The sequence below is a fragment of the Sphingomonas faeni genome (genome assembly GCF_030817315.1).
Taxonomy (GTDB): Bacteria; Pseudomonadota; Alphaproteobacteria; order Sphingomonadales; family Sphingomonadaceae; genus Sphingomonas; species Sphingomonas faeni_C.
In genome coordinates this window covers 2431591-2457662 of the sequence record NZ_JAUSZF010000001.1, presented here as the reverse complement: position 1 = coordinate 2457662, position 26072 = coordinate 2431591, and the positions used below count along the sequence as shown (strand labels likewise).

The 26072-nt window shown below is 66.9% G+C and carries 26 protein-coding genes; 18 read left to right on the top strand and 8 right to left on the bottom strand.

What is annotated here, in order from left to right; genetic code table 11:
* Positions 1 to 12: 12 nt before the first annotated feature.
* The 11 genes from QFZ54_RS11345 (at position 13) to QFZ54_RS11295 (ending at position 7628) form a co-directional block, all read left to right on the top strand.
* A complete protein-coding gene (locus tag QFZ54_RS11345; RefSeq protein ID WP_307087149.1) occupies positions 13 to 267 on the top strand; it encodes a hypothetical protein in 255 nt (84 codons plus the stop codon).
* Positions 264 to 551, top strand: coding sequence for a type II toxin-antitoxin system RelE/ParE family toxin (locus tag QFZ54_RS11340; protein WP_307087147.1), 288 nt, complete (start codon positions 264 to 266; stop codon positions 549 to 551). The genes QFZ54_RS11345 and QFZ54_RS11340 overlap by 4 nt, the downstream gene beginning before the upstream one ends.
* Positions 548 to 1162 (top strand): nicotinate-nucleotide adenylyltransferase, encoded by a 615-nt coding sequence (locus tag QFZ54_RS11335; RefSeq protein WP_307087145.1) that lies wholly within the window; start codon positions 548 to 550, stop codon positions 1160 to 1162. Before QFZ54_RS11340 ends, QFZ54_RS11335 begins: the two co-directional genes overlap by 4 nt.
* Position 1163: 1 nt before the next feature.
* Positions 1164 to 1568 (top strand): ribosome silencing factor, encoded by a 405-nt coding sequence (gene rsfS, locus QFZ54_RS11330; RefSeq protein ID WP_307087143.1) that lies wholly within the window; start codon positions 1164 to 1166, stop codon positions 1566 to 1568.
* Between the two features lie 30 nt (positions 1569 to 1598).
* Positions 1599 to 2021 (top strand): 23S rRNA (pseudouridine(1915)-N(3))-methyltransferase RlmH, encoded by a 423-nt coding sequence (locus QFZ54_RS11325; protein WP_132895442.1) that lies wholly within the window; start codon positions 1599 to 1601, stop codon positions 2019 to 2021.
* Between the two features lie 3 nt (positions 2022 to 2024).
* Positions 2025 to 3197, top strand: a complete 1173-nt coding sequence (locus tag QFZ54_RS11320) for a murein hydrolase activator EnvC family protein (protein ID WP_307087141.1) — start codon at positions 2025 to 2027, stop codon at positions 3195 to 3197.
* A gap of 185 nt (positions 3198 to 3382) precedes the next feature.
* Positions 3383 to 4774: a S41 family peptidase gene (locus QFZ54_RS11315; protein WP_307087138.1), complete on the top strand. Its 1392-nt coding sequence runs from the start codon at positions 3383 to 3385 to the stop codon at positions 4772 to 4774.
* Between the two features lie 20 nt (positions 4775 to 4794).
* Positions 4795 to 5277, top strand: a complete 483-nt coding sequence (locus QFZ54_RS11310) for a disulfide bond formation protein B (protein ID WP_307089400.1) — start codon at positions 4795 to 4797, stop codon at positions 5275 to 5277.
* Positions 5274 to 5810: a demethoxyubiquinone hydroxylase family protein gene (locus QFZ54_RS11305; protein ID WP_307087136.1), complete on the top strand. Its 537-nt coding sequence runs from the start codon at positions 5274 to 5276 to the stop codon at positions 5808 to 5810. Before QFZ54_RS11310 ends, QFZ54_RS11305 begins: the two co-directional genes overlap by 4 nt.
* A 59-nt stretch (positions 5811 to 5869) precedes the next feature.
* On the top strand, positions 5870 to 6385 hold the full coding sequence (locus QFZ54_RS11300) for a hypothetical protein (RefSeq protein ID WP_307087134.1): 516 nt from the start codon (positions 5870 to 5872) through the stop codon (positions 6383 to 6385).
* Between the two features lie 535 nt (positions 6386 to 6920).
* The gene (locus QFZ54_RS11295; protein ID WP_307087132.1) at positions 6921 to 7628 is read left to right on the top strand and encodes a DJ-1/PfpI family protein; all 708 of its coding nucleotides are present in this window, start codon (positions 6921 to 6923) and stop codon (positions 7626 to 7628) included.
* Here QFZ54_RS11295 and QFZ54_RS11290 read toward each other — a convergent pair.
* On the bottom strand, positions 7619 to 8251 hold the full coding sequence (locus QFZ54_RS11290; RefSeq protein ID WP_307087130.1) for a DedA family protein: 633 nt from the start codon (positions 8249 to 8251) through the stop codon (positions 7619 to 7621). The genes QFZ54_RS11295 and QFZ54_RS11290 overlap by 10 nt on opposite strands.
* Before the next feature lie 94 nt (positions 8252 to 8345).
* Between QFZ54_RS11290 and QFZ54_RS11285 the strand changes: the two genes are divergently transcribed.
* A complete protein-coding gene (locus QFZ54_RS11285) occupies positions 8346 to 9143 on the top strand; it encodes an aldo/keto reductase (RefSeq protein WP_307087128.1) in 798 nt (265 codons plus the stop codon).
* Between the two features lie 128 nt (positions 9144 to 9271).
* Here QFZ54_RS11285 and QFZ54_RS11280 read toward each other — a convergent pair whose 3' ends face one another.
* The 7 genes from QFZ54_RS11280 to QFZ54_RS11250 form a co-directional block, all read right to left on the bottom strand.
* Positions 9272 to 10672, bottom strand: coding sequence for a UdgX family uracil-DNA binding protein (locus QFZ54_RS11280; protein WP_307087126.1), 1401 nt, complete (start codon positions 10670 to 10672; stop codon positions 9272 to 9274).
* Positions 10673 to 10799: 127 nt separating this feature from the next.
* On the bottom strand, positions 10800 to 12044 hold the full coding sequence (locus tag QFZ54_RS11275; RefSeq protein ID WP_307087124.1) for a putative DNA modification/repair radical SAM protein: 1245 nt from the start codon (positions 12042 to 12044) through the stop codon (positions 10800 to 10802).
* Between the two features lie 219 nt (positions 12045 to 12263).
* Complete coding sequence (locus tag QFZ54_RS11270) at positions 12264 to 12440, bottom strand: hypothetical protein (protein ID WP_307087120.1); 177 nt, start codon at positions 12438 to 12440, stop codon at positions 12264 to 12266.
* Positions 12441 to 12504: 64 nt separating this feature from the next.
* A complete protein-coding gene (locus QFZ54_RS11265) occupies positions 12505 to 15891 on the bottom strand; it encodes a chromosome segregation SMC family protein (protein WP_307087118.1) in 3387 nt (1128 codons plus the stop codon).
* A 290-nt stretch (positions 15892 to 16181) separates the two neighbouring features.
* Positions 16182 to 16922: a thioredoxin domain-containing protein gene (locus QFZ54_RS11260; RefSeq protein WP_307087116.1), complete on the bottom strand. Its 741-nt coding sequence runs from the start codon at positions 16920 to 16922 to the stop codon at positions 16182 to 16184.
* A gap of 30 nt (positions 16923 to 16952) precedes the next feature.
* Positions 16953 to 17618 (bottom strand): thioredoxin domain-containing protein, encoded by a 666-nt coding sequence (locus QFZ54_RS11255; protein WP_307087114.1) that lies wholly within the window; start codon positions 17616 to 17618, stop codon positions 16953 to 16955.
* Positions 17618 to 18181 carry a DUF721 domain-containing protein gene (locus QFZ54_RS11250; RefSeq protein WP_307087112.1) on the bottom strand — a complete coding sequence of 188 codons (564 nt, stop codon included), beginning with the start codon at positions 18179 to 18181 and terminating at the stop codon, positions 17618 to 17620. The genes QFZ54_RS11255 and QFZ54_RS11250 overlap by 1 nt, the downstream gene beginning before the upstream one ends.
* A 26-nt stretch (positions 18182 to 18207) precedes the next feature.
* Here QFZ54_RS11250 and QFZ54_RS11245 point away from each other — a divergent pair, with 26 nt between their 5' ends.
* The 6 genes from QFZ54_RS11245 to QFZ54_RS11220 are packed head-to-tail and all read left to right on the top strand — an operon-like array spanning position 18208 to position 26069.
* A complete protein-coding gene (locus QFZ54_RS11245; RefSeq protein ID WP_307087110.1) occupies positions 18208 to 19272 on the top strand; it encodes an A/G-specific adenine glycosylase in 1065 nt (354 codons plus the stop codon).
* A complete protein-coding gene (locus QFZ54_RS11240) occupies positions 19269 to 20606 on the top strand; it encodes a serine hydrolase domain-containing protein (protein WP_307087108.1) in 1338 nt (445 codons plus the stop codon). The genes QFZ54_RS11245 and QFZ54_RS11240 overlap by 4 nt, the downstream gene beginning before the upstream one ends.
* A 5-nt stretch (positions 20607 to 20611) precedes the next feature.
* Complete coding sequence (gene nudC, locus QFZ54_RS11235) at positions 20612 to 21490, top strand: NAD(+) diphosphatase (RefSeq protein WP_307089399.1); 879 nt, start codon at positions 20612 to 20614, stop codon at positions 21488 to 21490.
* Between the two features lie 55 nt (positions 21491 to 21545).
* Positions 21546 to 22952, top strand: a complete 1407-nt coding sequence (locus tag QFZ54_RS11230; protein WP_307087106.1) for an L-serine ammonia-lyase — start codon at positions 21546 to 21548, stop codon at positions 22950 to 22952.
* 10 nt (positions 22953 to 22962) lie between these two features.
* Entirely contained in the window at positions 22963 to 24996 is a 2034-nt protein-coding gene (locus tag QFZ54_RS11225; RefSeq protein WP_307087104.1) for a M3 family metallopeptidase, read from the top strand.
* Entirely contained in the window at positions 24993 to 26069 is a 1077-nt protein-coding gene (locus QFZ54_RS11220) for a PLP-dependent cysteine synthase family protein (RefSeq protein WP_307087102.1), read from the top strand. The genes QFZ54_RS11225 and QFZ54_RS11220 overlap by 4 nt, the downstream gene beginning before the upstream one ends.
* Positions 26070 to 26072: the final 3 nt, after the last annotated feature.

The window sequence follows — 26072 nt, the reverse complement described above, 5'->3', positions numbered from 1 at the left end:
CATGTTCGCGGCATGACGAACGCATCGACCTTGATTATCGCGATCGAGCCAGGCGTTGCCGACAAACTCGCGACACTCGCGCAGCGCCGCGGCGTCGACGCTAGTACTATCGCCGCCGAAGCGATCGCGCGTCGCGTCGACGAAGAACTTGAATTTCTGGACTTCATTCAGGCCGGCGAGGATTCGATCGCGCGAGGCGATTATCTGACTCAGGACGAAATGGAGGCCTGGTTTGCGCAACGGCACAAGACCGCCGACGCTGCATGAGGGGCGTAAGATGGTCGCGCGACGCGCAGGCCGATCTTGCGACGATCGATGACGAGTTCGACAAGATCGATCCGAATACCGCGAGCCGGGTTGGGTCCTCTGCGGTAAACGCGGCTAGATTTCTGATGGATTACCCGGGCGCGGGGCCAGCGGTGCCAAATACCCGACTGCGTAAATGGCGCGTCGCAGGTACGCCTTACATCCTGCTCTATCGGTTGGCGGGCGACGATCTGTTCATCGTCCGCGTCATTCATGTCGCGCGTGACCGGCAGCAGTTCCTATGACCCACGTCGGCATTCTCGGCGGGTCGTTCAATCCCGCGCACCGCGGCCACCGCGGCATCACGCTTGCGGCGATCGATGCGCTCGCGCTCGACGAGGCGTGGTGGCTGGTGTCCCCCGGCAACCCGCTCAAGGACGCCGCGAACGACATGGCGCCGCTCCCCGCGCGTCTCACTTCCGCCAAGCGCATGGCCCGCCGCGCGCCGATCCGAGCGACCGATATCGAGGCGCGGCTCCACACCCGGTACACGCTCGACACGATCCGCAAGCTCAAGCGGCGTTACCCGAAAATCCGGTTCATCTGGCTGATGGGCGCGGATAATCTCGCCGACTTCCACCGCTGGAAGAACTGGCGCGCTATCGCCCGCGAGGTTCCGATTGCGGTAATCGCGCGTCCGGGATATGACGGGCGCGCCCTCGCGGCCCCCGCGATGGGTTGGCTGCGGCGCTTCCAACGGCGCACAGACCATGCGAAGAGCTGGACGACGTGGAGATTGCCGGCCCTCGTGCTGTTGCGCTTCCGACCCGACCCGACCTCCGCAACCGGCCTGCGTGCCAAAAATCCCGACTGGGTTCAGCATGTTGCTGGTCCGGTAGTTTTACCCAGGAGCTGACTTGGCCACTTCCCCTACTGCCCCTCGCGCGACCGACCCCGAAGAGGTTGAGGCGCTGCATCGCCTGATCCTCGCGTCGCTCGACGACGACCAGGCGGTCGAGACCATCTCGATCCCGCTCGCGGGTAAGACCAGCATCGCCGACTACATGGTGATCGCCAGCGGTCGTTCGACCCGCCAGGTTGCCTCGATGGCGCAGAAGCTGGCCGAGCGGATCAAGGCCGAGTTCAAGCGCCCGGTGAAGATCGAAGGCCTGCCGACCGCCGACTGGGTGCTGATCGACGCGACCGACGTCATCGTCCACCTGTTCCGCCCCGAAGTCCGCAGCTTCTACAATCTGGAGCGGATGTGGGCATTCGGCGACGCACCGGCGCCGCCCGTGCCGACCTTCACCGACGAAGATTAAGCCGGTTCCGAGGCGGCCCCAGGTCCGATCATGCTGCTGCACATCGTCGCCCGCGGTCGGATCGGGCGCTCGCCCGAGGCCGACCTCGTCGACCGCTATCTGAAGCGGATCGTCTGGCCGACCAAGGTGTCCGAGCTGCCGGACACCGGCGGCAAGATCCCGCTGGTCGGCGAGCAGACCAAGCGCATCCTGCTCGACGAGAAGGGCGAGACGTTGTCGTCGACGCAGTTCGCGCGACACCTCGAGCGGTGGCGCGACGACGGCGTACGCGAGGCACGGTTCATGATCGGCGCCGCGGATGGCTTCGACGACGCGGCGCGCGACGAGGCCGACCTGCTGTTCTCGTTCGGTCGCGCGACCTGGCCGCATCTGCTCGCGCGCGCGATGCTCGCCGAGCAACTCTTCCGCGCTACCAGCATCCTTGCCAACCACCCCTATCACCGCGAAGGGTGATGGATGAGGATGCGGACGGGGCTCGTCGCGGCACTGCTCGCCGTAGCGGCTGGCGTAACCGCGCAAACTAAAGCGCCGGAGCTATCGGTCGAGCAGCAACGCCTGGTCGCGGCGAAACGCGATGCCGCGATCGCCACTGCCCGTGCCGCGAGGCTCGCCGCTGCTGCCACCCAGGAACGCAATGCCGCCGACAAGGCACGCCGCGAGGAGCAGGCGCTGGCCGCCCGCGTCACCGCCGCCGAGGCGAACCTTGCGACCGCCAGTGCCCGCGTGACACTCGTCGAGCGGCTGCTGACCGACCAGCGTGTCAGGCTGGCGCGCGCGCAAGCCCCGGTTTCCCAACTGATCGCGGCGCTGGAATCGCTGGCTCGGCGCCCGACGATCGTCGCGGTCGCGCAGCCGGGGTCGATCGACGACCTCGTCCACGTCCGCGCGGTGCTGGGCAGCGTGCTCCCCGTCGTCCGCCAGCGTACCGAGGCGGTCCGAATCGAAATCGCCGAAACGCGTCGCCTGCGGGCGAGTGCGACACTCGCTGCCAAGGCGCTCTCGGATGGGCGCGCACGCTTGGAAAACGACCGCATCGCGCTGGCCGAGCTCGAGGCACGCCATCGACAGCGTAGCCAGGCCCTTGGCCGCGGCGCGCTCAGCGAGTCCGACCGCGCTCTGGCGCTCGGCGAACGCGCACGCGATCTCGTAGACGGGATGGCGGCCACCACCGATGCTAAGGCAACCGCGGCAAGCCTGATCGCACTCGCCGGACCGATTCCCCGCCCGATCGCGCCGGGGGTAACGCCTCCGGCGCCACCACGCGGCGTGTACCGCATGCCGGTAGCGGGCAGGCTCGTCACGGGTTTCGACGAACTCTCGGACTCCGGCGTCCGATCGCGCGGGTTGACCTTCGCCACTGCTCCGCGCGCGCGCGTCGTCGCTCCCGCCGCGGGGACGATCCGTTACGCGCGCCGGTTTCGCGATTACGGGGTCATCGTCATCATCGATCATGCCAATGGCTGGACCAGCCTCGTCACGGGCCTCGCCGCAACGTCGGCAAAGACCGGCGACCGCATCGCGATGGGTACGCCGATCGGCACCGCCCCCGGCGAAGAGCCGCGCATCACCGTCGAACTCCGGCGCCGCGGCCGGCCGGTCGATGCGGCATCACTGATAGGACCACGCTGATCGGCCAACCCGGTGGGCAGCTGCTTTTCGATCCTTCCCCTTGGAGGGGGAGGATCGGAAGCCCCCAGTCAGCCCCCATTAACCCCCACCGGTCTTCACTCCGCGCGCGCGTTGCCGCCAGCGTTCCGCTACGCTACGCCGTTACGACTGTACGACACGTTTTTTCTCAGGTTGCAGGACCATCGATGCCCCGTCCTATTCGTGCTCCTATGCTTACCGCGACGGCGATCGTCGGCGCGCTGACGCTGATCCCGCTCGCCACCTCGGCGATGGCGGCGGTCGACACCGACACCTATCGCGAGTTCGACCAGTTCCTCGACGTGTTCAACCGCGTGAAGGCGGAATATGTCGACAAGGTCGATGACAAGACGCTGATCAAGGGCGCGATCCAGGGCATGCTCGCCAGCCTCGATCCGCACAGCTCGTATGTCGACGCGCTCGACTACGAGAACCTCCGGATCATGACCGAGGGCAATTACGGCGGCTTGGGCCTGACGGTGCAGATGGAAGACGGCGCGATCAAGGTCGTGTCGCCACAGGAAGACTCGCCGGCAGCTCGCGCGGGCGTCAAGTCCGGCGACTACATCACGCATATCGACGGCAAGCTGATCTACGGTGACTCGCTCGACGAGGCGGTCGGCAAGATGCGCGGCAAGCCCGGCAGCAAGATCACGCTGGGCCTCGTCCGTCCCGGCCGCGACAAGCCGCTCGACGTGACGATGATGCGCGAGATCATCGTCCAGAAGCCGGTGAAATGGGAAGTCCGCGGCGACGTCGGCTATATCAACATCAATACCTTCAGCGAGAATACCGGCGCCGACACGCGCGCGGCGATCATGGCGATCGACAAGTCGCTCGGCCACCGCCCGCTCGGCTATGTCGTCGACCTGCGCGAGAATGGCGGCGGCCTCCTCACTCAGGCGATCGAAGTCAGCGATGCCTTCCTCGATCACGGCGAGATCGTCTCGCAGCGCGGCCGCGAGAAGACCGATATCGAGCGCTATTACGCGAAGCCCGGCGACGACGCGCATGGCCTGCCGGTCGTGGTCCTCACCGATCCCGGCACCGCCTCCGCATCCGAGATCGTCGCCGGCGCGCTGCAGGATCATCACCGCGCGCTGATCATGGGCGAGCGCAGCTTCGGCAAGGGCTCGGTCCAGACCGTGCTCCCGCTCGGGCCTCAGACGGCGCTTCGCCTCACCACCGCGCGCTATTTCACGCCGTCCGGCCGGTCGGTGCAGGAGGGCGGGATCGAGCCCGACATCAAGGTGCCGCAGCTCACCGATCCCGACTACAAGTCGCGCCCGGTGTTCCGCGAGGCGGATCTGCGCAAGCACCTTATCAACGAGGTGAAGGCCGACAACGCGGTGCTCGAGGAGGATACCAAGACCGATCCGCGCTTCTCGCAGACGCCCGAGCAGTTGAAGAAGCAGGGAATCGACGACTTCCAGCTTTATTACGCGCTGAAGACCGTCGCGCGTCTCGGCGGCCCGGTTCAGGTTGCCGCCGCGACCAAGCCACGCCCGATCAAGCCCGATCCTACCGCCCCCGACGCCACAAAGGCGCCCACCAAGTGAGCGTGCGTCGCGGCCTTGGCATGACCAAGAACGAAGAGATCGCGCGCGCCATCGCGCTGTTGCTGCCGGCGTTCCTGCTGCTCGGTGCGCTCGGCTCGCAATATCTCGGCGGGCTGTACCCGTGCGAGATGTGCCATTGGCAGCGCTGGCCGCATTATTCCGCGGTGCTAATCGCCGGCGCCACGTTCTTCGTGCCGGGCCGTTCGTTGCGCGCATCGCTGGTCATCATCGCCGGGCTGCTGATCGGGCTCAGCGGCTTGATCGGCGTCGCGCATGCCGGTGTCGAATATCATTGGTGGAACGGCTTCACCGCCTGCACGACGACCGTCTCGATGGCCGGCACGACCGCGGCCGAGCGTCTTGCCGCGATCATGAATGCGCCGATGGTACGGTGCGATGCGCCGCAGTGGAAACTGTTCGGAATCTCGCTCGCCGGCTTCAACGCCATCTTTTCCCTCGCCGGTGCGTTCACCATATTCGCACTCATGAGGAAGACGAGATGAGCGGCTGGAAGCCAGGAGACGCCAAGCGGGCGACGGACTCGATGATCCGTGTCGACCAGGCCGGTGAATACGGCGCGATCCGCATCTACGCGGGCCAGTTGGCCGTGCTCGGCGACCGCCACCCGGCGTCGCGATCGATCCACCACATGGCGCAACAGGAGGAGCGCCACCGCGCGTTCTTCGACAAGATGATCGTCGAACGCCGCGTGCGCCCGACGGTGTTGCAGCCGATCTGGAAGGTCGCCGGCTTCGCGCTCGGTGCGGTGACCGCGGCGATCAGTCCGCGCGCGGCGATGGCGTGCACGGCGGCGGTCGAGACCGAGATCGACAAGCATTACGAAGAACAGCTCGTTCAGCTTGGCGCCAGCGACCCTGAGCTATCGGCAGCCATCCTCGATTTCCAGGCCGAGGAACTCGAGCACAAGAATACCGCGATCGCCGCGGGTGCCGAGGAAACGCCGGGCTATCCGGTGCTGAGCGGCCTGATCCGCCTGGGCTGCAAGGTCGCGATCGCTACCGCCAAGCGGATTTGAGATACGGTCGAGAAGAAGACCGGCGGGTAATGAGAATACGGATTGTGGGAGTGATGCGTATGAAGATGCTTTTTGCGGCGGCGTTGATCGTCGCCGGGCCTGCGGTGGCGCAGACGGCCCAGCCGGCGCGTCCTGCACCGCCTACGCTGGCGCAGTTGCCCGCGAAGGCACCGACGCTGGCCCCCGCCTTGCCCGGCGCGACCGGTGACGCAAAGACGATCTCCGCCCCGGGCGAGGTTTCGCGCAGTGCGCCGATCAACGGCGTGCTGACTCTGTTCGGTAACGAACGCTGCCCGACCAACCAGAACGGCGAGGAAATCGTCGTGTGCGTCCGCCGCAGCGCGCAGGAGCAATACCGGGTGCCGAAGGAACTCCGCGAGTTCGTCGTCACTCCCGAGAATGCGAGCTGGGCAACCAAGGCGCAGGGCACGATGGACGCAGGGTCCGGCGTCAACACGATCGGCAGCTGCTCCGCCGTCGGTGCGGGTGGTGCAACCGGCTGCTTCGGCCAGCGCGTTCGTGAGTCGCGCCTGGAGAACAAGACGCGCGCTGCGGAAGTGCCCGTCCTCCCATAAGGCCTTCGCGAAACAGCGCCTTCTTCCCCCCTCCCTGGAAGGGAGGGGCAGGGGGTGGGTCGGCTTCCGCGTGTGCGAACCCGAGCGGCCCAAATTGGCCAACCCACCCCCAACCCCTCCCTTTCAGGGAGGGGAGCATGTTCCGATTCTCTGGTTATCGGTTTGCGCACACCCGCTTGCGCGATCGCAGCGGTATGCGCGGTATGGCGCCGACGCCTTACCTACTCGCCAAGCGCCCACGCGCGCCACGCGGCTGCTCGCCTGACGCCGTCAGCCCCCTGCTGTCCTACATGGACCGAGCATGACAGGATGCGTGAATGCCGTCAGCAGCCACCCCGAGCACGATCGCCGAGACTGCCACCAATCGTGCGTTGGTCGACGACGAGAATGCTGCGCGAGCGTCTATACTTCCTATACTTCACTCGCGCGCGCGCCTTGGCCGATTCTGGATTGGCGTGATTTCCCCGGGCCTTAGGCTGATCGGGGAAGACGTCTCGATTCCCGGCCCCAAGAACCTCTCGCTAGGAATTTCGGCATGACCAAACCCCTGCGCATCGCCTTTCTGCTGTTCCCGAACGTGACGCAGCTCGACCTGACCGGCCCCGCGCAGGTCCTGTCACGGCTCGGCAACGCTCGGCTCGATCTCGTGTGGAAGACGCTCGACCCCGTCCCGACCGACGCCGGTTTTTCGATCCTGCCGACCGCAACCTTCGCCGACGTGCAGCACGCCGACATCCTCTGCGTGCCCGGCGGTTTTGGCACCAACGGCGTGATCGCCGACGACGAAGCGATGGCGTGGGTCCAGGCGATCGGCGCAACCGCGACCTGGGTGACGAGCGTCTGCACCGGCTCGTTGATCCTCGGGGCGGCGGGACTGCTCGATGGTTACCGTGCTGGCTGCCACTGGGCGCAACGCGACATGCTGCCGCTGTTCAATGCGATCCCGGTCGACGCGCGCGTCGTGGTCGATCGCAACCGCGTCACCGGCGGCGGCATCACTGCGGGGATCGACTTCGCGCTGACGCTGACCGCGATGATCCGCGGCGAGGCACATGCGCGAACTGTTCAGCTCGGTCTGGAATATGACCCCGCGCCGCCGTTCGACAGCGGTTCACCCCCCAGCGCCGGTTCGGAAATCGTCGCGGCGTATCAGCGCCGCATGCACTCGCTAGTCCCTACGCGCGACGACGACCTGCGCGCGCTGGCAAAGCGTCGGGGGTATGCCCGGGATATTCAAGGGTGACGCTTCAGCCCGCGTACCCGGTGCCAGATGTAGAAGGCGACCAGCGCGATCAAGACGATGCCGATCAGCAGGTCGGCGCTGTGGAACGCGGCCTTTACGCGCGGGTCGCTGTCCCATTTGTCGCCGAGCTTCATCCCGACCCAGGCGAGTCCGAAGCACCACGGCCACGACCCGATGAAGGTGTAGAGGTGGAACGGCACCAGCTTCATCCGGGCAACGCCGGCGGGGAAGGCGATGAACGAGCGGATCACTGGCAGCAGCCGCCCGATCAGCACCGCCATCGAGCCCCAGCGCGCGAAGAATCGGTCGGCCGCGTCGAGCTCGCCCGGACCGATCAGGACGAACCGGCCCCAGCGTTCGGCCATCGGGCGACCGCCACGCTTGCCGACTTCGTACGCGACGATCGAGCCGAGATTGCACCCGATCGCGCCCGCGGTCGCGGCAAGATACAGGTCGAACCGGCCGGTCGAGACCAGGTAGCCGGCGAACGGCATGATGATCTCGGACGGCAGCGGGATGCACGCGCTCTCGATCGCCATGAGCAGGGCGATGCCGACATAGCCACCGGACGAGATGACGCCGATCGTGAAGGTGGCCAGCACGGCCAGAATCTTTTCGAACATGGTTTTGCGAGTTGCGCGAAGCTGGCTCCGAAGGGAAGCCCTAAAGCGGAACCGGCGCATCGGAACCGGCACGCGCCTCGTTCGCTGGTGTGGCATGACAGATCTCACACTCAACGACGACCGCACGATGCCCCAGCTCGGTATGGGCACGTGGCAGATTCCCGACAGCCAGGTTGCGGCGATCGTTCGCAGCGGGCTCGATATCGGCTTTCGGTTGGTCGACACTGCCGCGATCTACGAGAACGAACGCGGCGTGGGTGATGGCTATAAGGGGTCGGATGCGTTCCTGACGACCAAGCTCTGGAACGACCGGCAGGGCGATGCCGAAGCGGCGATGGACGAGAGTCTCGCGCTACTGGGGGTCGAATCGGTCGATCTGTACCTGATGCACTGGCCGGTGCCGAGCGAGGGCAAATACGTCGACGCGTGGAAGGCGATGATTGCGCTGCGCGACGCGGGGAAGGCCAAGTCGATCGGCGTGTCGAACTTTTTGCCCGAGCATATCGACGCGATCGTTGCCGCGACCGGGGTAACGCCGGCGGTCAACCAGATCGAGCTTCATCCGAACTTCCAGCAACGCGAGCAGCGGAAATATCATGAGGCGCACGGGATCGTGACGCAAAGCTGGAGTCCGTTGGGGCAGGGGAAGACGCTGTTGCAGGACGAGGCCATCGTTCGGATCGCCAATAAGCATGGGCGGAGTGCGGCGCAGGTGATCCTTGCGTGGCATCTGGCGAACGGCTTTTCGGTTATTCCGAAGGCTTCGGATGCGGAGCACCTCGCGGACAATTTCTCGGCGTTGGATCTGACGTTGGATGACGAGGACATGGCTGAGATCGGAGCGCTTGACGATCCGGCGGGTCGTTTGGGACCTGAGCCTAACAGCATGTGATTATTGAAAGGTCTCTCCAACGTCTTCCGTCATCCTGACGAAAGTCAGGACCCAGGGAACGGACGTTGCGCTGTGGCTCTCGATCCTGACTTTCGTCAGGATGACGGAGGGGATTGCTCGTTCGGTGATCAAGCAATCCGGCTGCCGACCGTCCGCAGATCCTCTACGAAACGCGCATATTCCTCTGTTGCTTGCGCCGGATCGGGCAACCGCAGTAGGTAGCTTGGATGCACCGTGATCCAGGCTTCGCCGCCGTCGGGTAGCTGCAACGCACGGCCTCGTTCTCGGCCTATCGTCATTACCTTGCCGAACAGCGATCGGGCTGCCGTGGCGCCCAGCGCCACCGTCACCTTCGGCTTGATCAGCATCTGCTCCTGCTCGATCCACCAGCGGCAGGCGTCGATTTCGCCCGCTCCCGGCTTGGCGTGGATGCGGCGTTTGCCGCATTGTTCGAACTTGAAGTGTTTCACCGCGTTGGTGACGTACGCGCGGGAGCGATCGACGCCTGCCTCCGCCATCGCCTTGTCGAACATCTGGCCGGCGGGGCCAACGAACGGTCGCCCGGCGATGTCCTCCTGGTCGCCGGGTTGTTCGCCGACGAACATCAGCGGCGCGTCGACCGGGCCTTCGCCGAACACGGTCTGGGTCGTGGGCTTGTAGAGCGGGCAGCGAGTGCAGCCGGTGGCCTCGTCACGCAACGCTTCCCACGCGATCAGGCTGTTGCCGCCGATGGTGTCTCTTGCCTTGGCGATCATCCCGCTCTCCCTCGCCTGCGCTGCCGCGAGCAGACCCGGCACCAGCGCGGTTTCGGGCATGTTCTTCCAGTATTTCTTCGGCATCTCCTTCAGCATCGCGCCGATCTTAACGCGGGCCGGGTTGAAGATGCTGGCGTAATAGGTCTTCCAGACCTCTTCGGTCGGATCGCCGTCGGGGGCGTCGGCCTTGCTCGCGCCTGGGCCTTCGCTGAGCGCCTTGCCGTCCCAGTGTATCGAGACTTCGGGTGTGAGGATCGACCAGCGCATGCTGGCGAAGCGGTTGACGAAGAAGGCTGCGTTGGCGCGGACGATGTGGTTGTCGGGTTCGAACCAGGCGACGAAGCGGGTGCCCCCCTCGTCTGAACCGGCGCCATCCTCGACCTCGCGGAAGCGGAGGAAGGCGCGCATCTTGTGGATGTCGCGGCGGACGTCCTTGGCGATGCGGTCGAGCCGGCGGACGAGCGGGTCGGCGCGGTCTTCGATCAGTTTGGGTTCTTGGCGAAGGCGGGTTAGCAGCGTGTAGAGCAGGGCGAAACGCTCGGGGTCTGTGCCGAGGATGGCGCTGCGGGCTAGATCTAGAAATGCGCGGGGAACTGAGATGCCGCCGGGGGTTGGGGTCGGGGCGGGGTCCGCAGCGGTAGCGAACAGGTCTGTGGGCTCGTTGCCGACTTGCCAGACGACGTCATCGGGGGGGACGTTCTCGGCAACGAGGCCGCGGGCTGCGTCGCGCCAGCCGTCAAAATCGTCGGGTTCGGTTAGGGTTACTACGCGCACTTCTACTCCCCTCCCGGGAGGGGAAGGGGCGGGGGTGGGTTGTTTTCGAGGGAATGCTGCGCGTGCCTCTGGCCAACCCACCCCCAACCCCTCCCTTTCAGGGAGGGGAGCAGGTTCCGCGCAGTCTTCACGCGAACATTTCCATTTGTTTGGGTTTGGGGGCGACGAGGGGGCGGAGTTCGGCTCGGTCCGCCAAGGCCACCGGGCGCCAGTCTTCGGCAATGATGAAGGGGCGGAGCTTGGCGACCGAGACCGTCAGGCGGGCAATGTCGGCCAAGTGGAGGCGGCGCCAGCGGCGGCTGGTGAGAATGCCGTTGACCGCTTTCACGCCGAGACCGGGGACGCGGAGGAGCATTTCGCGGGGGGCGCGATTGACGTCGACCGGGAACGATCCGCGGAATTTGAGGGCCCAGGCGAGCTTGGGGTCGATGTCGAGCGGGAGCATGCCGGTGGCGTCGTCGGCGGCGGCCATGACCTCATGCGGCTGGAATTCGTAGAAGCGCATCAGCCAATCCGACTGATAGAGGCGGTGCTCGCGCATTAGGGGCGGGCGTTGCAGGGGCAGAACCGCGCTCGCGTCGGGGATCGGGCTGAACGCGGAATAATAGACGCGGCGCAGGCCGAAACGGTCGTACAGGGTCGAGGCCTTCCGCACGATGTCGCCGTCGGTCGCGGCATCGGCGCCGACGATCATCTGAGTCGACTGGCCGGCGGGGGCGTAGCGGGGCGCGGACTTGTACTTGGCCTTGGCGTCCTTGCCGTCGATAATCGAGGCCTTCACCTCGGCCATTGCGGTTTCGATGCGGACGCCGTCCTTCTCCGGAGCGAGGCGCTTGAGGCCGTTCGCGGTCGGGAGCTCGACGTTGATCGAGACGCGATCCGCATAGAGCCCGGCCTGGTGGACGAGTTCGGGATCGGCGTCGGGGATCGTCTTTAGGTGGATGTAGCCGCGGAAATGATGATCCTCGCGCAGGCTTCGCGCGACCTCGACCATCTGCTCCATCGTGTAGTTGGACGAGGCGATGATGCCCGACGAGAGGAACAGGCCCTCGATATAATTGCGTTTGTAGAAGGCGATGGTGAGATCGACGACTTCCTTCGCCGTGAAGCGGGCGCGGCGGACGTTCGAGCTCTTGCGGTTGATGCAATAATGGCAGTCGAAGATGCAGCTGTTGGTCAGCAGGATCTTCAGCAGAGAGATGCATCGGCCGTCGGGCGCATAGGCGTGACAGATGCCCATGCCTTCGGTCGAGCCAAGCCCCTTGCCGTCTTTCGAATTGCGCTTGGTCGTGCCCGACGAGGCGCAGGACGCATCGTATTTGGCGGCATCGGCCAGGATCTCGAGCTTTTCACGGGTGTCGAGTTGGGCCATTCGTTCGTCTTACGTTCCGCGAAAAGAGGTGTCGAGTGATGGAGATCAACTTGTCGCTATGTCGCTGATACGGGCCGGTTCTCGGTAATGCAGGCAGAGTGAAGTATAGAAAGTATAGACGCTGGGAGAGTTTCGTCGGGGTCGGTTTCGGAGGTATGAATTCCAGCGGTCGAGGCGTCGGGACGCTGGCAGGATCCGCGCGTGTAGGACAGCGATCGATCAGTCGATCAGGTAGCGGATCAGATCGACCATGCCGCCGAGGCTGACGGGCAGGAACAAGAGCAGGAAAAGGTAGACGAAGATCAGGCGGGTCAGCGCCTTCTCATGCCGATACACGGGCTTGCGGGGAGGCAGGTCCTCCTTGCGCGGCCAGATGCTTGATTCGTCCAGGAACATCGTGTTTATATAAAGCGATACGCCGCACGGTTGCGGAAAAAATGCGCGGAAAAATCGATCTGTGTCACTCGGAGGCGATCAGTCCCGTGGCGGCTTGCAGGTCGACCGAAACGAGGCGGCTGACGCCGCGTTCGATCATCGTCACGCCGAACAGGCGGTGCATGCGGCTCATCGTGACGGCGTTGTGCGTGACGACAAGGTAGCGCGTGTCGGTATCGCGCGACATGCGATCGAGCAGGTCGCAGAAACGCTCGATATTGGCGTCGTCGAGCGGCGCGTCGACCTCGTCGAGCACGCAGATCGGCGCGGGATTGGTGAGGAACAGGCCGAAGATCAGCGCGACCGCGGTCAAAGCCTGTTCGCCGCCCGACAGCAGTGTGAGCGACTGGAGGCGTTTGCCGGGCGGTTGCGCCATGATCTCGAGTCCGGCTTCGAGCGGGTCGTCGGAGTCGATCAGTTCGAGGTGGGCGGCGCCGCCGTCGAAGAGGGTGGTGAAGAGGCGTTGAAAGTGGCCGTTCACCGCCTCGAATGCGGCGAGCAGGCGTTGGCGACCTTCGCGGTTGAGCGTGCCGATCGAGCCTCGGAGGCGATTGACCGCCTGGCCGAGTTCGTCGCGCTCCACTGCGTTGCCGCGCGCGGCGTCTTCTAGGGCGGCGAGTTCGGTTTCGGCTACGAGGTTGACCGGGCCGATACGTTCGCGGTCGGTGGTGAGGCGGTCGTGGGTGGCGGACTCCTCGGCTGGGTCGCGGACTTCGGCGACTGCGAAGCCGAGGCGTTCGGGGAGGACGGGGGCGGGGCATTGGAAGCGTTCGCCGGAAAGTTTGCCTAGGTCGAGGCGGCGGGCTTCGTGGTTTTCGACGCGGGCTATCGCGCCGGCGCGGGCTTCGCGCGCTTGGGACAGGGCTTCGGTGGCGGCGCGGTGGGCGTCGTCGGCGGTACGGGCGGCGGTTTCTGTGGCGCGTTCGGTGTTTAGTAGCGCTTCGGCGATTGTGCGCGCTTCTTGGTGTTCACTGTCGAGCGTGGCGATTTCGGTTGCCAGCGTCGCGGGGCGATCGGCGATAGCGGCGAGGTCGACGCCGAGGGTCGCTTCCCGCGTGTCCATAGCGGCGATGCGTTTGGCGGCTTCCCCGGCGCGCGCGCGCCAGCTTCGGGTGTCGGCTTGGGCGGCGGCGAGGCGTTCGCGGTGCGTGGCGATGCTGCGGTCTAGCGTGGTGCGATCGGCGCGGGCCTGTGCGACGGCGGCGCAGGCACGTTCGACGTCGTATTGGAGCGTGGCGACCTGACGCGCGTTGGCGGTGCCGTCGGGGACGGTGGCCATCGCGGCTTCTGCGCGGGTGCGTTCAGCGTGGGCCTCGGCGACGTCGTCGGCGATGCGGTGCGCGCGGACGTCGAGGTCTGCGCGTTGGGTGGCGAGGCGTTCTAGCGCTGATGTGGCGCGGTCTTCGTTGCGGGTGGCGTCGCGCGCGGTGGTTTCCGCGCGTTGCAGGGCGGCGCGGGCGGTTTGCGACTGGCGGCGGGCTTCGGCGATCTGGTGGTCGATCGCGGCGCGGGTTTGTTCGGCGTGTTCGAGCGCCGTGGCTGCGGTGGGGCGTGCGCCTTGAAGCGCGGTGAGGCGGTTACGGCGGACCAGGCGTTCGGCGGCGGCCGCGCCGGTGCCGGTTGCGGTGAACCCGTCCCAGCGGCGGAGTCGGCCGTCCCGGGTGACGATGCGCTGGCCGACGGCGAGGTGTTGGTTGGTGTCGGTGTCGACGACGAAGACCTGTGCGAGCCTGCGGGCGAGCGCGGGGGGGGCCTCGACATGCTTCGCCAGCGGTTCGGCGTCGGCGGGCGCTTTGGGGTCTTCGTCGCGGGGCTCGGCACCGGTCCATGCGTCGAGGCCGGTGTCGAGATCGTCGCCGAGCGCCGCCGCCAGCGCGCGTTCATAGCCTGTGCTGGCCGAGACGTGGTCGAGCAGTCGGTTGCGGCCTGAACTTTGCGTGGCTTTGGTGAGCGCGGCCACTTCGCTGTCGATCGCGGCGAGGTCTGCGCGGGCGGTGGCGCGGGCGGTTTCGGCGGCGTCGCGCGCGTTGGTCGCGGCGGCTTCGTCGGTATCTGCGCGGGCGATGGCCTGGCGGGCGGCCTCGGCATCGGCGGTCGCGGCGCGTCGAGCTTCGGCAGCGGTTTCGCGCTCTGCGGCCAGCGGGGCGGGGTCGCCGAGGGCGCGGAGGGCGGCGGCGATCTGGGCAGCGTCGCGGTCGGCGCGGTCGGCGTGGGTGCGGGCGGCGGCGAGGGCTGCGCTGGCGACGCGGACTTCTGCGGCATCGCGGGCCTGGGTGGCGAGCGCCTGGGCGAGCGAGACTTCGGCGTCACGGGCTTTGCGTTCGGTGTTGGCGAGCGCGGCGTCGAGATCGGGGATCGCGGCGGTGGCGTCAGCGATCGCGGTGTCGAGCGCCTTGGCCTCGTCGGCGAGGCGGGCGAGCGCGGCGGCGGCGTCGCTGGCGAGCGATCCTTCGCGGGCGCGGTCGTCGGCGATGCGGGTGCGCGCGTCGGCGAGGTCGGCGATCCTGCGTTCGACGCCGGCCTTTTCGGTTTTCAGCGCGGTGAGGCGGTGGGCGAGGTCGCCGACGTGGTCGCGGGCGGCGAGGGCGGCGGTGCGGGCGGCGGCGACGGCTTCGACGGCGCGGTGCTGGTCTGCGGCGGCTGCGCGTTCGGCGTCGGTGCCGGCGCGGACGCGGGCTTCGGCGGCGGCGGCTTCGGCCTTGGCGGCGTCGGATGCGGCGGCGGCTTCACGCCAGCGGGCGAAGAGCGTGCGCGCTTCGGCGACGCGGATCTGAGCGGAGATCAGGCGATAGCGTTCGGCGGCGCGGGCCTGGCGTTTCAGCGTGGCGGCGCGTGCGTCCTGGTCGGAGATGATCTCATCGAGCTTGGCGAGGTTGGCTTCGGTGGCGCGGAGTTTGCCCTCGGCGTCTTTGCGGCGGACGTGGAGGCCTGCGATCCCGGCGGCTTCCTCCAGCATCGCGCGGCGGTCGGCGGGCTTGGCGGCGATGACGGCGCCGATCTTGCCTTGGCTGACGAGCGCGGGCGAGTGCGCGCCGGTAGCGGCGTCGGCGAAGAGGAGGCCGACGTCTTTCGCGCGGACGTCTCGGCCGTCGATCCGGTAGGCAGAGCCTGCGCCGCGTTCGATCCGGCGGACGATTTCTCGCTCGTCACCGGCGATTTCGGCGAGGATCGAGACTTCGGCGAAGTCGCGCGGCGGGCGGGTCGCGGTGCCGGCGAAGATGACGTCTTCCATGCCGGCGCCGCGCAGGGATTTGGCGCTGGCCTCGCCCATCGTCCAGCGGAGGGCTTCGAGGAGGTTGGATTTACCGCAGCCGTTGGGGCCGACGACGCCGGTGAGGCCGGGTTCGATGCGGAGGTCGGCGGGGTCTACGAAGCTCTTGAAGCCGGTGATGCGGAGGCGCTTGATCTGCATTTCTTGCGCCCCCCGGCCATAAGCGGTGTTGATCTTATCCCGAACCGTTGCGCCGTTGTATCCCCGCGAAGGCGGGGACCCAGACTGGGCTCCCGCCTTCGCGGGAGAACAAGGAGGCGTGGGCTGCCCAAACCCACTTGCCTCCCCGGCGGAGGCCGGGGCCCAGCTGGAGAGGTGGCATTAACGGAACGCAGCGCTGATCAGCGACGTCCCCCAACTGGGCCCCGGCCTCCGCCGGGGTGGCGCCGTGGGTTAGGTTGCCGTCTATACTCTCCGGAAGCGGGGCTAGCTTACGCGCCAGCCGCCTTCAGCGCCTTCTCCATCTGATCCCAGCTCACGACCTGGTCGAGCTTCTTGTCGTTGATCAGGAACGTCGGCGTGCCCGTCACCGTCCCCGCCTGCATCGCATTCTCGGTAGGCTTGGCCATCACCTCAAGCTGCTTCTGATCCGCGAGGCAGGCGCGCGCCTTGGCTTCCGGGATCCCGCGCTGCTTGACGAAATCGATCGCGCCCATCTGTTCGGCGAGCTTGGTCGCGACGACCGTCGGGGGCTGGTTGGCGAGCGCCTTTTGCTGGTCGGGGGTCATCGTCTGGAGCTTGTCGAGGAAGGCGATCTGGTTGCCGTACATCTGCTCGAGGAGCGGGAAGAACGGCGCGACGCCACCGCACTGGCCGAGCAGCGTCAGCGCCACGTCGGGGGCGCCGTGGACGAGGAAGTCGCGGAATTCGAAGCTGACTTTCCCGGTCGAGACGTACTTCTCGGTCAGCGGCTTGTACGCCTCGCGGGCGAATGAGCCACAGGTCGGGCACGAGCGCGCGCCGTATTCGACGAGCTTGATGGCGGCGTTGGGGTTGCCCATCAGATAGCCCTCGGGGGTCTTCACGACCGTCTCGGTCCAGCTCTGGCCGGCAGGCGCGGCGGCGGCGGCGACGGGGGCCGCGGCAGGCGCGTCGACGTTGCCGGTCGAATCGTTCTTCGAGCAGGCGGCGAGCGCGAGCGGCAGGGCGGCGAGGGCGATTACGAACTTCATGCTGTTACTCCAGTGGATCATTTGCAAACGTTACCGGGCGCCGGCCTTGCGGAGCGCGGGTTCGAGCTGTTCCCAGCCGACATGGGGCACGATCTTGCCGTTGAGGTAGAAGGTCGGGGTGGAATCGATTTCCTTGGGCGCGTCGGCGGTCAGCTTGACGATGCGGTCGATCTCGGGCTGGTTGGCGAAGCAGGCGTTGATCGCCGCATCCGACAACCCGCGAGCCTTGACCATCGCGGTCAGGCCGGAGCCGTCGGCGTTGGCGCGGATCTGCGCGGCGGTTGAATACATCGCGAGGCGCGCGGCGTTGCCCTGCTGATACTCGATTCCGCGCTGTAGCCATTGCGGTTGTGCGGCGAAGATCGCGGACGATGTCGCGGAGAAGCCTTTCGGGCCGGTGCAGCGTGCGAGGATCGCTGCCGACAGGTCGAGGCGGTCGCGGATGAAGTGGCGGAATTCGAGGCTGGTGGAGCCGGATGCGATCATCTGGCGCTTCAGCACAGGTTCGGACTTCACCGAGAAGTCGGCGCAGTGCGAGCAGGTGTAGCTGGCATATTCGACCAGCTTTACGCGGGCCGCGGGGTTGCCGATCAGGTACGCGCCCGAGGGGAGTTGCCGCGCGGTCTGCGACCAGTCGCGCGCAGGGGTCGCGCCGGTGAGCAGGAAGAGGGCGAAGACGGCTAGGAGGACGCGCATCAGTTGATCCTGGGAAGGCCGTGCGTCGAGGCGACGCCGGCGGCGAGGGATTCGAGGACGGCGCGCAGTTCCGGATCGGCGATGCCCTTCAGGCTCGCACCGAGATCGACGGGGACCGGGCGGATCGACGGTGGGGCTTTGCGCGGCACGGGGGCGGCGACTTCGCCCTGGCGGATCGCGACTTTCACGATGGCGGCGTAGCCGAAGAAGCGGTTTACGCGCTCGATGATCTCGGGGGCAATGTGCTGCATCATCGGGGCGTGCGCGCCGCGGACGGTGAGGGTGAGGACGCCGTCCTGCTTCTTGCCGAGCGGGAAGCGGATCGATTCGGGGATGCTCGCGCCCGCCAGTTTCGCGCCGACGATCTCCGGCCAGCGGCTGACGATCGACGACTGGACGAAGCCGAATCGCCGGAACGCCGCGCCGCCGATCGCGGGCAACAGCTCGGCGACCGCGCGCGAGCGATTCTCGCGCGGGGCGTCGGGATCGGTCTTGCCTTTTATGCGCTTCGTCGCCGGCTTGGGCGTCGCAGCTTTGGGCAGGGAAACGGGCGGCTTGCTCATCCGCGAACCCATGCCATAGGCGACGCGTGAACGCCAAGCGCTCTTCGGTCTCCGGGGCCCTGCTCGGATGGTATGACGCGCATCGTCGCGACCTGCCGTGGCGCGCGAAGCCGGGCGAGGCGGTCGATCCGTACCGGGTGTGGCTGTCAGAGGTGATGTTGCAGCAGACTACGGTGGCTGCGGTGACGCCGCGGTTCCTGGCGTGGACGGCGCGGTGGCCGGATTTCGCGAGTCTGGCGGCGGCGGACGATGCCGATGTGATGGCGGCTTGGGCGGGGCTTGGGTATTATGCTCGGGCGCGCAATCTGGTGAAGGCGGCGAAGGCCGTGGTGGCGGAGCATGGCGGCGTGTTTCCGGGTACCGAGGCCGAACTGCGCGAACTGCCGGGGCTGGGCGCGTATACCGCGGCGGCGGTGGCGGCGATCGCGTTCGGGGAACGGGCGGTGGTGGTCGATGCGAATGTCGAGCGGGTGGTCGCTCGGGTGTTTGCGATTCAGACGCCTTTGCCGGGTGCGCGGCCTGCGATTCGGGTGGCGGCGGATTCGATTACGCCCGACCTCCGCGCGGGGGATTTTGCGCAGGCGATGATGGATCTGGGGTCGGGGATTTGCACGACGCGGAGTCCGAAGTGTTTGCTGTGTCCTATCCGTGAATTTTGCGAGGGCTTTGCTCAGGGCGCGCCGGAGCGGCTGCCGGTGAAGGCCAAGAAGGCGGCCAAGCCTCAACGGTACGGGACGATCTTCTGGCTGGAGCGCGACGGTCAGGTGTTGCTGGTGCGACGGCCGGATTCCGGTTTGCTGGGCGGGATGCGGGCGTTTCCGACCGGGGCCTGGGGCGAGGCAACGCCCGGTTTCGAGGATGCGCCGGCGCAGGCGGAGTGGCGGATGCTGGACGAGACCGTCGCGCACGGATTTACGCATTTCGATCTGCAACTGACGCTTGCGGTGGCGACGGTCGAGGCGCATCAACCGCGCGTTCCAACGGCAAGCGAATGGTGGCCGATCGACGACCTGGATACCGCCGGGCTGCCGACCGTTTTCGCCAAGGCCGGGAAAGCCATTCTGAACTGGGCCACACGGAGATCTGCATGAAACTGGTGCACTGGATTTCGACGGGCGGCCTCGCCGCGCTGGCCGCGGCTACGGGCTATGCCCAGCAGGCTCAGCCTTCCCCGCAGGCTCGGCCTGCGCCGCGGATGACGATTCCGGTCAAGGCGCTGCTGCCTGCGACGACCGCGCTGTTCGACGGCTATGTCGCGCAGGACAAGATGCCGGGGATCGTCGGGGCGTTCGGTGTCGGCGACGGTCCGACGCTGTTCCCTTCGGCGGGCAAGATCAGCGACGATCCGAATGCTCCGGCTGCCGGCCCTGACTCGCTGTGGCGCGTCTACTCCATGAGCAAGCCGATTACCGGCATGGCGGCGATGATGCTGATCGAGGACGGCAAGCTCAACCTCGACGATCCGGTCAGCAAATATATCCCGGCGTTCAAGGACATGAAGGTCGCGACCAGCCCCGACACGTCGCTTGCCACGCGGCCGGCGACGCGGCCGATCACGATCCGCAACCTGCTGACGCATACCGCCGGGCTAGGTTACACGATCGTCACCAAGGGGCCGTTGCTCAAGGAGTATGAGCGGCTCGGCATCCTGCCGCTGTCGGTCAGCGCGGCGATGGAAGAGAAGATGCGGCCCGTCCGGCCTGCGTCGCTCGAGGAGTTCGCGAACCGCGTCGCGCTGCCGCTGATCGCGGACCCCGGCACCAAGTGGAGCTATTCGATCGGGCTCGACGTGATGGGCCGCGTGATCGAGGTCGCGAGCGGCATGAGCTTCGAACGGTTCGTGCAGACGCGGCTGTTCGATCCTCTCAAGATGCGGTCGAGTTTCTGGCAGGTGCCGCAGGGCGAAGTCGGGCGGCTGGCGACCAACTATGCGTTCATCGGCGACACGCAGACGCCGCTCGATCCGGCGGCGAACTCGGTGTTCTTGCAGAAGCCCAGCTTTCCGTACGGCGGCGCGGGGCTGGTGATGTCAGCGCGGGATTACGATCGGTTCCTGCACATGATCCAGGACGGCGGCACGCTCGACGGCGTGCGCGTGATGAAGCCCGAGACGATCGCGCTGGCGACGTCGAACCTGCTGCCGACGGGCGTGGTGTTCGGCGGGGTCGGCGGCGGTACCGGGGGGACGCAGGGGAGCAACATGGGCTTTGGTGCGGGCGGTTCCGTCGTACTGGCGGATACGCCGAACGGGCCGGGCAAGGGGACTTACGCCTGGGGTGGTGCTGCGGGGACGATCGCCTGGGTCGATCCGTCGAAGCATTCGCGGGGTAACGTGATGGTCAATTACTTCCCGGCGGACCGGATACCGCTCCGCCAGCAGGTGGTCGCGGCGCTGATGCAGGATGCGGCGAGGTTGCGCCGATGAGCGTGATGGACGCGCCCGGCTTCACGGGTGGGACGCTAGACCGGTCAGATGCGCTGCGTCACGATCCCGAGGGGTTGGCGGCGGCGCAGCGCGACTGGCGTGCGCGGTTGCTGGTGCTCGACGGGTTGCTGCCGAGCACGACCGACGACGGTCGTCTTGCCTGGACGTCGATGGCGGACATGCCCGACGATGCCGATCCAATCCTGCTCGGGCTGGACGAGAGCGGACGGCCGCATTTCGCGGCGTTGCTGAACGGTATGCGGGTCGATAACGCGCCGGCGATGCGGTCGCCTGCACTGATGGCGGTGCTGGCTGCGCTCGCGTCGGGTGAGGCGGCGACCTATGCCGGCGCGCGCAGTGTGATCGACTGGCACGTCCGACATGGGTTCTGCGCGAAGTGCGGGTCGCCGACCGCGGTGTTTCGTGCCGGGTGGGCGCGGAAATGTCCGAACTGCGCGACCGAGCATTTCCCGCGGGTCGATCCGGTGGTCATCATGATCGCCGAGCATGACGGGCGCGCGCTGCTCGGGCGCGGCAAGGGCTGGCCGCCGGGGCGGTATTCGGCGCTCGCGGGTTTCGTGGAGCCCGCGGAGTCGATGGAGGAAGCCGTAGCGCGTGAGATTCTCGAGGAATCGGGCGTGCGGGTCGGCAAGGTACGGTACGTCGCGAGCCAGCCTTGGCCGTTCCCCTCGTCGCTGATGATGGCGTGCGTCGCGGAGGCCGAGGACGATGCGATCACGCTCGACGTGAACGAGTTGGAGGATGCGATGTGGGTGCCGCGCGAGATGGTGCGCGCGGTGCTGCGTGGGGAGGACGGGCCGTTCGTCGCGCCGCCGCCCTATGCGATCGCCTACACGTTGCTGAAGGAATGGGCGGGGGAATAGGCGCGGAGTCAGCTTCGGATGGACGGCGCGGGGTATAGTCTCGTAACGGCGAGCCATGACCCCGCTGACCTTCGATCGCCCGGACGAGCAGACTCGCGCTCGCCCCGATTGCCACCAGGCGATCAGCATTCTCGACCTGTTCACGATCGGGATCGGGCCGTCGAGTTCGCATACCGTCGGGCCGATGCGCGCGGCGTGGTTGTTCGCGGATCTGGTCGCGGACGAGAAGCCGGTGGCTGTGCGCGTCGACCTGTACGGCTCGCTGGCGCTGACCGGGCGGGGGCATGCTACCGACAGCGCGGTGATGCTCGGCTTGAGTGGCGCGCAGCCCGAGACGATCGATCCCGACCTGATCCCGGTGCGGCTGGCGGCGATCCGGTCTAGCGGGCGGCTGATGCTGGCGGAGCGGGTGGAGATCGGGTTCGAGGAGAGCCAGCATCTGCTGTTCCATGCGCAGACGTTTTTGCCGGGGCATCCCAATGCGGTGACGTTCACCGCGTCGTTCGGCGACGGGCGCAGCGTCGAGCGGACCTATTTCTCGATCGGTGGCGGCGCGATCGTCGAGGCTGGGTCGGGCCCGGTGAAGGCGAACATCCTGTTGCCGCGGCCGTTCTCGTCGGGAGCGGAACTGCTCGCGACCGGTGATGCTACGGGGATGACGATTGCCGACATCGTTCGCGAGAACGAGATTGCGTGGCGGCCGGAGAGTGAGACCGATGCGTTCCTCGATGCGGTGCAGGGCGCCATGTTCGCGTCGATCGATCGCGGTTGTCGGCAGGGCGGCATCTTGCCCGGCGGGCTGAAGGTGCCGCGTCGGGCGAAGGCGCTGTTCGAGGGGCTGGAGGCGCGGGATACTGCGGCTGATCCGTCCGCGGTGTTCGAGTGGGTCAGCCTGTATGCGCTGGCGGTGAACGAGGAGAATGCGGCGGGTGGCCGCGTCGTGACCGCGCCGACCAATGGCGCGGCGGGTGTGCTGCCGGCGGTGCTGCGGTTCTACGAGACGTTCACCAAGGAGCCGACGCCGAAGGGCGCGCACGACTTTCTACTGACCGCGGCGGCGATCGGGTTTCTCTACAAGAAGCGCGCGTCGATCTCGGCGGCGGAGATGGGCTGCCAGGGCGAGGTCGGCGTCGCGTGTTCTATGGCCGCTGGCGCGCTGGTCGCGGCGCTCGGCGGGACCAACGCGCAGATCGAGAATGCGGCGGAGATCGGCATGGAGCATAATCTCGGCCTGACCTGCGATCCGATCGGCGGGCTGGTCCAGATCCCGTGCATCGAGCGCAACACGATGGGTGCGATCAAGGCGATCAACGCGGCGTATCTGGCGCTGCGGGGGGACGGTCGCCATATCGTCAGCCTCGATGCGGTGATCGAGACGATGCGCCAGACCGGTGAGGACATGCGCTCGCAATATAAGGAGACGTCGCTTGGTGGCCTGGCCGTCAACGTCGTCGAATGCTGAAGGATCTTTGATGGCTGCCCCGACGAACCCGCTGCTCGATACGCTTTCGCTGCCCCGTTTCGCGGAGCTCTCGCCCGACCAGATCGCGCCGGCACTCGACGAGGCGATCGCGCGGCATGAGGCGATGGTCGAGGCGCTCACGACCGCGCGGCCGACCGATTTCGCGAGCGCGTGGCTGCCATACGAGCGCGCGAATACCGAGATCGGCGCGATATGGTCGGCGGTGTCGCACCTGCACGGCGTCGCGGACACGCCCGAGCTGCGCGCGGCGTATTCGGAGGGGCAGAAGCGGCTCGTCGAGAACGACATGAAGGTGGGGCAGAACCGCGATTTGTACGAGGTGTTCGTGGCGTTGAGCGTGTCGCCTGAGTTTGCCGACTTGGCCGTCGAGGACCGGGTCGCGGTCGAGCAGGCGATCCGTGACTTCACGCTCTCGGGTGTCGCGCTTGAGCCCGAGGCACGTGACCGGTTCAGCGAGATTTCGGTCGAGCTGTCGGGCTTGTCGAACGAGTTCGGCAGCGCGGTGCTCGATGCGACCGATGCATGGTCCGAACTGGTGACGGACGAGGCCGATCTTGCGGGGATTTCGGACGCGGACAAGGCGATGTTCGCGGATGCCGCCAAGGCTAAGGGGCTGGAAGGTTGGCTCGTTACTTTGCAACAGCCGAGTGTGAACGCGGTGCTGACCTTCGCCGAGAACCGCGAGTTGCGCGCACGCATCTACCGCGCGTTCGCGACGCGGGCGTCGGACCAGGGGCCGAATGCAGGCGAGTTCGACAACAGCGCCCGGATCGCGCGTATCCTCGAACTGCGGCACGAGGGCGCGAAGTTGCTCGGGTTCACCGACCCGGTCGCGTGGTCGCTGGAGACCAAGATGGCCCCCAATGGCGCCGAGGTGATTGCGTTTCTGCGCGATCTGGCGCGGCGTGCAAAGCCGGCGGCGGAGCGTGACCTCGCCGAGCTGAAGACGTTTGCGGCCGAGCAACTCGGGATCGCCGATTTCGAGCCCTGGGATGCGGGCTTCGTCTCGAACCGTTTGCGGCAGGATCGCTACGCGGTCGATGCGCAGGTGGTGAAGGCGTATTTCCCCGTCGAGCGCGTGATGGAGGGCTGGCAGACGCTGATGCAGCGGCTGTTCGGGATCAAGCTGGTCGAGCGCGACGACGTGTCGCTGTATCACGAGGACGCGCGGTTCTTCGACGTGGTGGACGAGAGCGGGACGGTGTTCGCGGGGCTGTATCTCGACCTTCATGCGCGCACCGGCAAGCGGGGCGGCGCGTGGATGGCGCAGGCGCGGCCTCGGCTGCACGACGGCAATACCGTGACGGTGCCGGTCGCGTACCTGGTCTGCAACTTCGCGCCGGATGGGGGCGAGACGCCGTCGCTGCTGAGCCATAACGACGTGACGACGCTGCTGCACGAGACCGGGCATTGCATCCATCTGCTCTTCACCAAGGTGAACCGGCCGAGCATCGCAGGGACCAATGGCTTCGAATGGGATGCGATCGAGCTGCCGAGTCAGCTGATGGAGGATTTCGCCTGGGATCAGGGCGTGCTGACCGGCATGTCCGGCCACTACAAGACCGGCGAGACGCTGCCCGCCGACCTGTTCGAGCGGATGGTGAAGGCGCGGCATTTCCAGGCGGGGATGTTCATTCTGCGCCAGGTCGAGTTCGCGCTGTTCGACCTGCTGCTGCATCTCGGCACGATGGGCAGCGATCCGATCGAGGTGATCGAGGCGGTGCGCGACGAGGTGGCGGTGATCCGCCCGCCCGCATGGCACCGCTTCCCGCACGCGTTCAGCCACATTTTCGCTGGGGGCTATGCGTCGGGCTATTACAGCTATCTGCACGCCGAACTGCTGGCGGCGGATGGCTTCGAAGCGTTTGCGGAAGCGGGCCTCGTCGATCGTAAGACCGGCGACCGGTTCCGCGAGGAAGTTCTCGCGCGGGGTGCGACGCGGCCCGCCGCGGAGAGCTTCCGCGCGTTTCGTGGGCGTGATCCCGAGCCAACCGCGATGCTGGTCCGTCACGGGCTGCAATGACGCCTGCAGTGACGGGGAAGCGCGTCGACCGGCGCTGGTTGTCGGAGGCGGTGCGGCGGATCGAGGCGGACTATAACCGGTCCGCCGACACGCATCTGATCCGTGTCGATTTGCCGCGGTATCCCGGCATCGTGCTGTACCTGAAGGACGAGAGTTCGCACCCGACCGGCAGCCTCAAGCACCGGCTCGCGCGCTCGTTGTTCCTGTATGCGCTGTGCAACGAATGGATCGGGCCGGAGACGACGGTGATCGAATCCTCGTCTGGATCGACCGCGGTGTCGGAGGCGTATTTCGCCAGGATGCTGGGGCTGCGCTTCATCGCCGTAGTGCCGGCGACGACCGCCAAGCCGAAGCTCGACGCGATCCGCTTTCACGGCGGCGAGATCCACATGGTCGACGATCCGCGCACCGTCTACGCGGTCTCGCACCGTCTCGCCGCGGAGACCGGCGGGCATTATCTCGACCAGTTCACCTATGCCGAGCGCGCGACCGACTGGCGCGGCAACAACAACATCGCCGAGAGCATCTTCGCACAGATGGGCGAGGAGGAGCATCCGTGCCCGTCCTGGATCGTGTGCGGCGCCGGTACCGGGGGGACGTCGGCGACGATCGGGCGCTTCATCCGCTATTGCCGGCACGACACCAGATTGTGCGTCGCGGACCCGGTGCATTCGGTGTTCCACCGGCATTTCGCGGATCGCTCTGTGGTCGCGTTGCCAGAGGGGTGCGCGTCACGGATCGAGGGGATCGGGCGGCCGCGCGTCGAGCCGAGCTTCGTGCCGAGCGTGATCGACCGGATGATCGCGGTCGAGGATGCGGACAGCATCGGTGCAATGCGCGCGCTGTCCGACCGGCTGGGGCGGCGCGTCGGTGGCTCGACCGGGACCAACCTCTGGGCCTGTGCGCAGATCGTCGAGGAGATGGCGGCGACGGGCGAGACGGGGAGCATCGTCACGCTGTTGTGCGATGGCGGCGACCGCTATGGGTGCACCTATTACGACGATGCATGGCTCGACGACCGCCAGGTGGCGTGGACCGATGCCGCCGCACGGATGACCGCTTTTCTGGGCTGATTG

Coding starts and splice junctions, on each gene's coding strand:
- QFZ54_RS11220 (WP_307087102.1), top strand. CDS start 24,993: ATGACGCCTGCAGTGACGGGGAAGCGCGTCGACCGGCGCTGGTTGTCG.
- QFZ54_RS11270 (WP_307087120.1), bottom strand. CDS start 12,440: ATGTTCCTGGACGAATCAAGCATCTGGCCGCGCAAGGAGGACCTGCCT.
- QFZ54_RS11300 (WP_307087134.1), top strand. CDS start 5,870: ATGAAGATGCTTTTTGCGGCGGCGTTGATCGTCGCCGGGCCTGCGGTG.
- QFZ54_RS11250 (WP_307087112.1), bottom strand. CDS start 18,181: ATGAGCAAGCCGCCCGTTTCCCTGCCCAAAGCTGCGACGCCCAAGCCG.
- QFZ54_RS11295 (WP_307087132.1), top strand. CDS start 6,921: ATGACCAAACCCCTGCGCATCGCCTTTCTGCTGTTCCCGAACGTGACG.
- QFZ54_RS11340 (WP_307087147.1), top strand. CDS start 264: ATGAGGGGCGTAAGATGGTCGCGCGACGCGCAGGCCGATCTTGCGACG.
- QFZ54_RS11225 (WP_307087104.1), top strand. CDS start 22,963: ATGGCTGCCCCGACGAACCCGCTGCTCGATACGCTTTCGCTGCCCCGT.
- QFZ54_RS11325 (WP_132895442.1), top strand. CDS start 1,599: ATGCTGCTGCACATCGTCGCCCGCGGTCGGATCGGGCGCTCGCCCGAG.
- QFZ54_RS11335 (WP_307087145.1), top strand. CDS start 548: ATGACCCACGTCGGCATTCTCGGCGGGTCGTTCAATCCCGCGCACCGC.
- QFZ54_RS11255 (WP_307087114.1), bottom strand. CDS start 17,618: ATGCGCGTCCTCCTAGCCGTCTTCGCCCTCTTCCTGCTCACCGGCGCG.
- QFZ54_RS11240 (WP_307087108.1), top strand. CDS start 19,269: ATGAAACTGGTGCACTGGATTTCGACGGGCGGCCTCGCCGCGCTGGCC.
- QFZ54_RS11275 (WP_307087124.1), bottom strand. CDS start 12,044: ATGGCCCAACTCGACACCCGTGAAAAGCTCGAGATCCTGGCCGATGCC.
- QFZ54_RS11260 (WP_307087116.1), bottom strand. CDS start 16,922: ATGAAGTTCGTAATCGCCCTCGCCGCCCTGCCGCTCGCGCTCGCCGCC.
- QFZ54_RS11345 (WP_307087149.1), top strand. CDS start 13: ATGACGAACGCATCGACCTTGATTATCGCGATCGAGCCAGGCGTTGCC.
- nudC (WP_307089399.1), top strand. CDS start 20,612: ATGGACGCGCCCGGCTTCACGGGTGGGACGCTAGACCGGTCAGATGCG.
- QFZ54_RS11285 (WP_307087128.1), top strand. CDS start 8,346: ATGACAGATCTCACACTCAACGACGACCGCACGATGCCCCAGCTCGGT.
- QFZ54_RS11290 (WP_307087130.1), bottom strand. CDS start 8,251: ATGTTCGAAAAGATTCTGGCCGTGCTGGCCACCTTCACGATCGGCGTC.
- QFZ54_RS11310 (WP_307089400.1), top strand. CDS start 4,795: ATGACCAAGAACGAAGAGATCGCGCGCGCCATCGCGCTGTTGCTGCCG.
- QFZ54_RS11320 (WP_307087141.1), top strand. CDS start 2,025: ATGAGGATGCGGACGGGGCTCGTCGCGGCACTGCTCGCCGTAGCGGCT.
- QFZ54_RS11265 (WP_307087118.1), bottom strand. CDS start 15,891: ATGCAGATCAAGCGCCTCCGCATCACCGGCTTCAAGAGCTTCGTAGAC.
- QFZ54_RS11230 (WP_307087106.1), top strand. CDS start 21,546: ATGACCCCGCTGACCTTCGATCGCCCGGACGAGCAGACTCGCGCTCGC.
- QFZ54_RS11315 (WP_307087138.1), top strand. CDS start 3,383: ATGCCCCGTCCTATTCGTGCTCCTATGCTTACCGCGACGGCGATCGTC.
- QFZ54_RS11305 (WP_307087136.1), top strand. CDS start 5,274: ATGAGCGGCTGGAAGCCAGGAGACGCCAAGCGGGCGACGGACTCGATG.